The organism is Roseobacter sinensis (genome assembly GCF_025755255.1).
GTDB lineage: Bacteria > Pseudomonadota > Alphaproteobacteria > Rhodobacterales > Rhodobacteraceae > Roseobacter > Roseobacter sinensis.
Map to the genome: position 1 here is coordinate 17,917 of NZ_JALIEB010000023.1, position 9,161 is coordinate 27,077.

Consider the following 9,161-nt stretch of genomic DNA (forward strand, 5'->3'; position numbering starts at 1 on the left):
GACAATTAAAAAATTTGAAGCTTTTTCCGAATAAGACTGCAGCCTAAGAGGAAAGAAAAGAATGCGCGACAGAGGCAGCAGGTAATGAAATTTCTCGCACCCTTGATCTGTACCGGGTTTTTGACAGCCTGTGGCGTGGCCTATGTGACCCCGCAGGTGTCTGAGCGCTCTGTTGCGGGGCTGGAGGTCGACGTTGTCCCGATGACGGTCAGCAGCGTCACCGCGGCCAATGCCGCGCCCTACACCCCGCGCCCGCTGCCCGCGGTCTACAGCCAGTCGATCAGCGCCGGAAGCACTCCCACCGGGGCTGGCGCGCCGCCTGCGCAGCCTGTCTCCGAGCAGCTGCGCCCGGACAGCATCCCCACGTTGCTGCCAGATCCGCAGCCGCAGCGGCCCTATCTCATCGGCGTGGGCGACATCGTGGCGCTGTCGTCCCCGCAGCTGAGCAGCCCCAGCGTCGATGATGACGGCGCGGCCGGCACGCAGCAGCGCTATACCGTGCAGGACGACGGCGCGATCGCCATCGCCAACGTCGGCCGCGTCGTGATCGCCGGCCAGACCCTGGAGGCGGCGGAGACGGAGCTCTTCCAGCGCTTTGTCGAGAACCAGATCGACCCGGCCTTCAGCCTCGAGATCCTCGAGTTCAATTCGCAGCGCGTCAATGTGGGCGGCGCGGTGAACACGCCCAGTGTACTGCCGATCCAGTTCGTGCCGCTCTATCTCGATGATGCGCTGACGCTGGCCGGAGGCGCGAATGCGTCGGAGCCGCAATTCACCACCGTACGGCTCTATCGCGATGGCACGCTCTATCAGGTGGCGCTGGACGAGGTGCGCACCCAGCGCGTGCAGTTGCAGGATGGCGACAGCATCTTTGTGGATGCGGCCTATGACTATACCCGCGCGCAGGCGTTCTTCGAAGAGCAGATCGCACTTGCCGAGGTGCAGCGGGGGCGGCGGCAGGCCGCGCTCGACCAGCTGCGGACCGAGCTTTTGCTGCGCCGGACCCAGCAGCAGGAGGCCCGTGCCGTGTTCCAGGAGAAGCTGGAGCTGGGCGCGGTGGACCGGGATTACGTCTACCTGATGGGTGAGCTCGATGAGCAGTCGCGCTTTGCGCTGCCCTTCGGCCAGCGCGCGGTGCTGGCGGATGCGATCTCGTCGACCGGGGGCATTCCCAACGAGACCGGCAACGCCAGCCAGATTTACGTGCTGCGGGCAGGTGAGGATGCGGCCTCGGTCAATGCCTGGCGGCTCGATGGGCGTAATGCGGCGAACCTGATCCTGGCGACGCGGTTCGAATTGCGGCCCGATGACATCGTGTTCGTCTCGGAGCAGCCGATCACGCGGTGGAGCCGCTTCCTCGATCAGCTCTTCCCCTCGCTGCTGTCGGCCAGCGTCGACTGAGCGCGGCGCGCTGGCGCGTCAGTTCCGGAAGTAGCTGGTGCCGTAGGCGGCGTAGGGTCCGTAGGTGCTGCCATAGCCGTAGCGGCGCATGCCTTTCGGATCCACCTGGCTGAGCACAAGCCCCGAGACGCGGTGGCCGAGGCTTTCGAACTTGTTGATTCCGTCGAGCACCTGTTCGCGCGAGGTCGCATCCCAGCGCACGGCGAAGAGGATGCTGTCGGCCAGCCGGGCGATGATGCGGGCGTCGCTGACCAGCAGCACCGGGGCCGTGTCGATCACGATCATGTCGTAGTCGCGCTTTGCGGCCTCGATCAGCTCTGACAGGGCGGTGTCGGCGAAGAGATCGGCCGCGTTCTTCTTGTGCCGGCCGCCGGGGATCACATCGAGGCCGGGCGCGATGTCGTGCAGCGTGATGCTCTGCCACTCCGCGTCGGCCTGCAGGGCATCCGACAGCGTGGGCCCCTTGTGGCGGATGTTGAGGTACTCCATCAGACTGCCCTGGCGGCTGTCGGCTTCGATGAGCAGGACTTTCTTGCCGAGATCGGCGAGCTGTTTGGCGAGCGAGAGGCTCACCGCCGTCTTGCCTTCGCCGCCGAGCGCCGAGGCGACCATGATCACCCGCGGCGGGCGGTCCGGGCTCGACATCACCACAGAGGTGCGCAGGTTGCGCAGGGCTTCGGCGAGCGCCGAGACGGGTTTGTTCGACACGTAGTTGAAATAGGCCTTGCGGTCGCGGACGCGAATGATCGGGATTTCGCCGAAGACCGGCTTGCCGGTGGTTTTCTCGAGATCCTGCGCGGTGCGGAAGCCGAACCCGGTTGCGGCGACGCGGCGCAGCTCGAGTCCGATGCCGATGAGCGCGCCGGCCAGCGCGGCGGCGGCCAAGATGAGCGGGACCCGGGGCAGGGCGGCCTCGATCGGGGCCACGGCGGGCGAGAGGATGCGGCTGTCGGCCTGCTGGATGCCCTGTTGGGCCGAGGTTTCCTTGAGCCGGTTGAGAAAGTATTCATAGAGCAGGCGGCTGGCCTCGGCCTCGCGCGAGAGCTGTTCGAGCGCGATGAGATCCCGCGACTGGGCGCTGATCCGGCTCTCGAGGTCCTGGACCGACGCGTCGAGCGCGATCACACGGTTGGCCGCGCGCTCGGCTTCGAGGCTCGCGCGGTCCTGCATCTGCGCAATCCGCGCCTCGGCGGCGCTGCGCTGGCTCTCGGTCAGCGGGGCGTCTTCTCCGGGCAGCAGACGGCGCAGCAGCGCGTCGCCCGTGAGGGCCAGAATGGCGCGCGGCCCGTCCAGTGCGGCAAGCTCGGCCTCGAAGGCGCGGGCGGCGGCGAGATCGGTGCGGGCGGTCTCCAGACGGTCGCGGATTTCCTTCATCTGGCGGTCCAGCAGGGCCAGGGTCTCCGCATCGATGAGATCGGTCGAGGACTGGAAGCTCTTCACCTCCGCCTCGCTTCTTTCCAGCTCCAGCTTAAGCTCGGACACCCGCTCGGTCAGCCAGACGGTGGCCTGCCGCGTCGCATCGTATTTGACCTGGAGCTGATCGAGCACATAGGCCTCGGCGAAGGCATTGGCGATGCGCGCGGCCTTGTCGGGCGAGGTGCTCGCGACCGTCAGCTGGAATACGAGGCTGTCGCTGACGTTCTGGACGGTCACATGATCCAGAAGCTCGGTCACGACAGCGGCGTTGGTCTGCGCCTCCGAGGGCTGCGTGACGGCGGCAGGGGGCGCTAGGGCCGGCATCTGCGCGACGATCATGCCGCGCAGCTGGTCGATGGGCGAGGGGGGACGCAGGACGGGGTTGTATTCGGGATCTGCGGTCAGATCGAGCGTGTCGACGACCTTCTGTGCCAGCCCGCGGCTGCGCAGGACCTCGACCTCGGTCTGCACCACGGACGCGTCGGACGACAGCCCGCTGATCACACCTTCGAGGTCAACGACCTGCTCTTCGCGGGTTTCCAGCACCAGAACCACATCGGATTTGAAGACCGGTGTGGCCAGACCCACGGCATAGATCGCGCTGAGCAGAACCGCGAGAAGCGCCACGGCAGCAACCCGCCATTTCCCGCGCCAAATGGTCGTCGCGAAACCGGCCAACTGTGCGGCACCGTCTTCGGAACCGTTGCTGGCCAAAACGGCTCTGTTCTGCGTGTTCATCCGGCCAGACCTCTAACCCGTTTTCCGAGGGCCTTGCGGCGCGCTCGGCACATCGCACTCTACGCCCGTATCATACGTCGAACCGGGTCCAATACCAAGAAACAACGAATTTATGATGAATCATCGCGATAGTTGAACAATGCATGCATTGATCCTCTCTAGGCTGTTCTCGTGATGGTAGAATTTCTCGGCATTTTCCACTATTACTAGAGGAGTTTTCTATTGTAGACTCAAATACTACGCAGAAATCCCGTTTTTGCGAGATTTATTAACGTTTTTTTCGATTCGAGTTTGTGTCTGGTTAACGCCTTGTTAACGTTCTCAAGCATTTGGAATCGCAGTTTGGGTAACGGTAATGAGTCATCATGGGGCTGATCTCGACTTCGCGCGTCCAACGGCCCTGTTCGGAGCGCCGGAATATACCGGGCGCGCCAAACGTGGTCTGGATATCGTGCTTGTCCTGATGTCCGCGCCGGTGACGGTGCCGCTCGTTTCATTGCTTTGGATACTCATCCGTCTGGACGGATCCCCGGGCTTTTTCGGACACAGGCGGATCGGCCGGGCGGGGCGGACATTCACCTGCTGGAAGCTGCGCACGATGGTGCCGGATGCAGAGCATGTGCTGCAGCATCACCTGCATGAGGACGCCCAACTGGCACAGGAGTGGGCCGAGACCTTCAAGCTGCAGAACGATCCGCGGGTCACGCGGTTGGGCGCGCTGCTGCGCAAGACGAGCCTCGACGAGTTGCCGCAACTCTGGAATGTGCTGCGGGGGGATATGAGCCTCGTGGGGCCGCGGCCCGTGCCGCGCGATGAGCTGGCGAATTATGCAGACAGGGCCTGGGCTTACAAGATGATGCGCCCGGGGCTGACCGGGCTCTGGCAGGTGACCGGGCGGGGCAGCTGCACCTACGACGAACGGGTGGAGATGGATGTCGACTATGCCCGGCGGGTCAGCGCGGGCCTCGATCTCAAGATCATCTTCAAGACCTTCGGCGTCGTCCTGCGGAAGACCGGCAGTTAAAGCCCGGGGCATGACCTTTCAATCGGCTCAACTGGCCACCGTTCTGCCCATCCCGGGCGACCGTGGGATCAAAGCACGCCGCGTGACTATGGGTGCAGCGCGTGGACGGCTTTGGTGATCCCGCGGCGCGCCTCGTCCAGCACCGCGGCGTGATGCTCCGGATCGAGCGGCGGCGCGCCCAGCCGCGCGAGGATCTCGTCCGGCTCGGGCTGCGGCTGGCGCAAGAGCGCGTCGGGCCGCCCGATCAGATCGAAAAACCCTTCGAGTTTGCGGTCCCAGGGCAGGCCGATGGGCGGTACGCCGGCGCTATAGGCGACGATGCTTGCGTGCAGCCGGTGCGAGATCACCGCATCGAGGCCCGAGATGAGGTGCAGAAGCGCGGCGGGCCGGTCCGGGCGGGGTGCCCGGCGCAGCGCGTGCGGGTCGATGTCGGCAAGATGCCGGATTGTCTCATCAAGGCAGGCTTCGTCTTCGAAGGCGCCATTGGTGAACAGCGTTACTGTCAGCCCCCGCGCCACGGCGCGGCGCGCCAGGCGCGCGTACCACGCTGGCCAGTGCCCGCCGCCCGCGGCCCCGCCGTGCAGGCGCAGGGCTGTGGGATGGGTCACGCCCAGCCCGATATGGCGCGCCGGGGGGGCCACGGGCGCGCGCGGGCCGTCGCCCAGCAGCGGCGCGCAGAGCACGCCGGGGTCGGGGAAAACCAGAGGCGGGTCCAGATGGTTGAGCCCCAGGGCTGCGAGATGCGCTTCGAGATTGTGCTTGGACGCCGCATCGCGCACCGAGAGAAAGCGCAGATTGCTATGGCTCAGAAGATCGCGAAAGAGCGCTGCGGCGCGCGGTGACCAGCCGGCCGCAACGCCGACGGCATGCAGGCCGATGGGCCGGTCGTCCGCCGCGCAGATCAGGCGGTGCAGTTTCAGCGGGAAGTTCAGATTGGCATCGGCGAGCAGCTGGCCGCCGCCGATCAGGAGTGCGTCGGTTCGGGCGAGCGCCTGGGGCAGAAGCGGGTCGAGCCGCCGCCGGATCTGGGCCGTCACAAGCTGTTCCGCAATGCGGTCGGCCAGCGGTGCGGGCAGGCGGCTGAGCCCGGCCAGCAGGCGCCGGCGCAGGGGCGCCTCGGCCTCCGCATAGCCGGTGCGCCCGGCCAGATCGAGGAATTCGATATCGGCGGGGGCAGCGGCGCGGATACATTCGGCGATCACCCCGTCGCCGATGTTGGGGCTGTACATGACGGCGGCAAGCAGCAGGGTCATGGCGGATCGAACGTCCAGGCAGGCGGGGTCTCGAGCATGGCGGAGAGCGCGGCGTGATCGGCGCGGAAGCGCTCCAGATAGGGGGTGAGGGCGGTGCGGTCAACGGCGCTGCGGGCAGTTTCGGTAAAGAGCAGGCGCTGCACCAGCGCACTGGATTTCACTGTGCTGACAAGGCGTTGCGCCCCGCGGCGGCGCAGGCCCCAGCCGGCGTTGCGCAGCACACGGGTCAGCCCCGGGGCCCGCGACCCGGCAGCCCCCAGCACGCGGGTGTCATAGGGCAGCTCGGGCAGGTAGCGCAGGCCGAGCGCGTCGCTGACCCGGCGCCCGAAGCCCGCCGGGTCCCGGGCGAGATCGTCATAGAAGAGGACGCACAGTCGGGCGTTGCCGATTGCGCGACGCGCGGCCGCCAACCGCGGGGCGTAGAGCGAGTGGTCGAGCAGTCCGGGGTGCTGCCGGAGCGCGTCGGCCAGCGGCGCGCGGGTGGTGCCGATCTTGAGCAGGTAGCGGTAGTGCGAGAGCGTGCGCTCGACCGGGTGGCGCAGGACGATCAGGCAGCGGGCGTCGGCGGGCAGGGCCGCGCCGATCCGGGCGAGTGCTGCGTCGGAATAGAGATAGTCGTGGCAAATCTCGCCGGTGCGGACGGCGGTTTTGGTTTCCGGGAACTGGCGGTCGTACCAGGCGAGGCCACGCTCGAAGAAGCGGTCGAAGAAGAAGAGCTCTTTGCTGGGGGCGAGGCAGACTTCGGGGTGCTGGCGCAGGATGAAGTCGAGCCAGGTGGAGCCGCATTTGTCGCCACCGAGGAAGAGGAAATTGACGCGGCTGGAGCGTTCAGTCATGATCGGCGGCTCCCCGGCGGCGCGGCAGGAGGCCCGGGGCGATCCGGTGGGTCTGCAGGATGAACCGGTAGCAAAGCGCGCGGGGGATCACCATGTTGGCGCTGACCATCAGCGCGGCGCCCAGGGTGCCGGCCAGCAGGATCGCGGCGGGCAGGAGCGCCAGCGCGGCGCAGGTGGTCACGGTGAGGTACCGCAGGTAGCGCCGCTCGTGCCCCGTTGTTTCCATGATCTGCACAGTGGGGCCCATGAGTGCGCTCGCGAGGTAGCCCGCGCCGAGGATCAGGAGCGGCGCGAAGGCGCTGTCGAAGCCCGGCCCGAAGAGCTCGAGGATCTGGCGGCCGAAGAGCGCAAAGACGGCGAAACCGGCCGCCGTGGGCCAGGAGACATAGCGAGCGACCGAGGCGCAGATCGATTGCAGCAATGCGTTATCACCCGCGGCGTGGCTGCGGGCGATGGCGGAGGCCGCGGCCATATTCGCCGCCATCAGGAAGAGCGACAGCACCATGGCCACCCGTAACGCGCTGAAAAATGGGCCTGTTTCTGCGGGAGAGAGGATCAGGCCCAGCAGCACGACGGCGAGGTTGGGCCCCGCGCTCTGGATCACCGAGGTGCCCCAGAGCCCGAGCGCGGCGTGGCGCCACTCGGTCCGAAGCTCTGGTGCGGCAGGAGCCGAGCGGCTCAGCAGCCCGCGCGCGGGCGCGTGCAGCAGCATCTGCCCGGCGGAGAGCCCGAGCAGGCTCAGCGCCAGCACGGTCAGAGCGCTGAAGGCCGTGGTCATCTGCATCAGGCCCGCGCCGGTTGCGAGCGCAGCGGCGATCACGATCAGCCGCCAGAGCACGTCGCGCGGTGCCAGGGCAAGCGACATGGTGCCATAGGCGCGCAACACATGGGCCTGGTATTCGGCGATGGAGAGCGCGAGCGCGAGCGGGCCAACCATGGCGAGATAGGGCATGCCCAGGCTGGTACTGACCAGCGCGAGCCCCGCACAGATCGCGGCACCGGCGGCCAGAATATGCCCGTAGCCGAAGCGCAGCAGCCCGGCGAGTGCTGCGTGATTGTCCTCGCCCACGTAGATCGAGGCGTATTTCAGCGCCAGCGCCCGCTGGCCGAAACTACCCGCGACAGAGAGAAGCACCGCCAGCGAAAAGGCGAAGCCGAACTCCCCGAAGGCCTCGGGCGGCAGGGCGCGGGCGAGCGCGAGAAACATCAGGAACGACAGACCGGCCGCCGCCACCTTGATCAGCAGCGCGACAAACCCCTGGCGGAGCAGGCCCTGCAGAGGTCCGGCGGTGCGGGTCATGAGGCGCGGGCAGGGGGCGCCCAGGAGAGGCCGAACCTCTCCAGCCGGGCTGCGATCCCACGCTGAAATGCGGCCCTGTCGAATTGGGCGGCATGGGCCCGCAGCGCCGCCGGATCGAGCCGGTCGAGCCCCTGCGCCTCGAACTGCGTGACGGCTGCGACCAGGGACTCCACCGTCGGCGCGTCGAAGAAGAGGCCTGTTTCCCCCGGCACCCCGGTCTCGAGCGCCCCGCCACGGCCGAGCGCGATCACCGGGCGGCCTGCACCCATGACCTCAACCGGGATCATGCCGAAATCTTCCTCGCCGGGAAAGATCAGTGCCTTGCAGCGGGCCATGAGGTCGCGAAAGGTGGCATCGTCGACGCGCCCGCGGAAGCTGATGGTCGGCCCAGCGATCTTGCGCAGGTGGCGCTCGGCGCTGGCCGGGCCGCCGGCCACGACAAGCGGCTTGCCCATCCGGGTGAAGGCCGCGACGGCAAGTTCGGGGCGCTTGTAGCTCGCAAGTTCGCCGGCCAGCAGATAGAAGGCTTCCGGGTCTTTCGGCGCGAAGGGTTCCGGCAGATCCACCGGTGGATGCACCACGGTGGCGGGGCGGCGCCAGTACTTCTCGATCCGTTTGGCGACATGGGCCGAGTTCGCGATGAAATCGTCCACCCGCGCGGCCGAGGTGACATCCCAGATCCGCATCCGGTGGGCGAGCAGCGGCATCGCCGCCCGGGTGAGCACGCCCGCGCCTGCCCGGTAGACGTGATACTGATCCCAGATATAGCGCATGGGCGAGTGGCAATAGCACAGGTGCGGCACGCCCGGCGGCGCGATCACGCCCTTGGCGGGGCCCGCCTCGCTGGACAGGACAAGATCGTAGCCCGAGAGGTCGAGCTCTTCCAGCGCGCGGGGCATCAGCGGCAGATAGGACTGGTAGAGCCGGGTGGCAAAGGGCAGCCGGCCGATGCGCGTGAGCTCGATCCGGTGCCGGCGCAGCGGCGCGCTGATCTTCGCGGGATCACAAACGTGCGTATAGATGGTGGCCCGCGGGAACATCTCGCACAGCGCTTCGAGCACCTTCTCGCCGCCCCGCATGCCGACCAGCCAATAGTGAACGATCGCCACCTTGAGGTCTGCCGGCTTTGAGGGAGGAAGCTGTGACATCCAAATGTCCCGTGGGTGCGGTTCTCTGGTTTGACCAGCGCGCGC

The 9,161-nt window shown here is 67.2% G+C and carries 7 protein-coding genes; 2 read left to right on the plus strand and 5 right to left on the minus strand.

The features are described 5' to 3' along the window. Positions 1-84: 84 nt before the first annotated feature. A complete protein-coding gene (locus MUB52_RS21230; RefSeq protein WP_263846157.1) occupies positions 85-1,401 on the plus strand; it encodes a polysaccharide biosynthesis/export family protein in 1,317 nt (438 codons plus the stop codon). 18 nt (positions 1,402-1,419) lie between these two features. On the opposite strand, the gene MUB52_RS21235 is transcribed toward MUB52_RS21230, so the two are convergent. Further along, positions 1,420-3,555, minus strand: a complete 2,136-nt coding sequence (locus tag MUB52_RS21235; protein WP_263846158.1) for a polysaccharide biosynthesis tyrosine autokinase — start codon at positions 3,553-3,555, stop codon at positions 1,420-1,422. Positions 3,556-3,910: 355 nt separating this feature from the next. Here MUB52_RS21235 and MUB52_RS21240 point away from each other — a divergent pair, with 355 nt between their 5' ends. Then, positions 3,911-4,579 carry a sugar transferase gene (locus tag MUB52_RS21240; protein WP_263846159.1) on the plus strand — a complete coding sequence of 223 codons (669 nt, stop codon included), beginning with the start codon at positions 3,911-3,913 and terminating at the stop codon, positions 4,577-4,579. Positions 4,580-4,665: 86 nt separating this feature from the next. Here the strand turns inward: MUB52_RS21240 and MUB52_RS21245 are convergent, their stop codons facing one another. The 4 genes from MUB52_RS21245 to MUB52_RS21260 are packed head-to-tail and all read right to left on the minus strand — an operon-like array spanning position 4,666 to position 9,116. Continuing rightward, entirely contained in the window at positions 4,666-5,832 is a 1,167-nt protein-coding gene (locus tag MUB52_RS21245) for a polysaccharide pyruvyl transferase family protein (RefSeq protein ID WP_263846160.1), read from the minus strand. Then, positions 5,829-6,668, minus strand: a complete 840-nt coding sequence (locus tag MUB52_RS21250) for a sulfotransferase family protein (RefSeq protein ID WP_263846161.1) — start codon at positions 6,666-6,668, stop codon at positions 5,829-5,831. The genes MUB52_RS21245 and MUB52_RS21250 overlap by 4 nt, the downstream gene beginning before the upstream one ends. Beyond that, positions 6,661-7,968 carry a lipopolysaccharide biosynthesis protein gene (locus MUB52_RS21255; RefSeq protein WP_263846162.1) on the minus strand — a complete coding sequence of 436 codons (1,308 nt, stop codon included), beginning with the start codon at positions 7,966-7,968 and terminating at the stop codon, positions 6,661-6,663. Before MUB52_RS21255 ends, MUB52_RS21250 begins: the two co-directional genes overlap by 8 nt. Further along, positions 7,965-9,116: a glycosyltransferase gene (locus tag MUB52_RS21260; protein ID WP_263846163.1), complete on the minus strand. Its 1,152-nt coding sequence runs from the start codon at positions 9,114-9,116 to the stop codon at positions 7,965-7,967. The genes MUB52_RS21255 and MUB52_RS21260 overlap by 4 nt, the downstream gene beginning before the upstream one ends. Between the last annotated feature and the right edge of the window lie 45 nt (positions 9,117-9,161).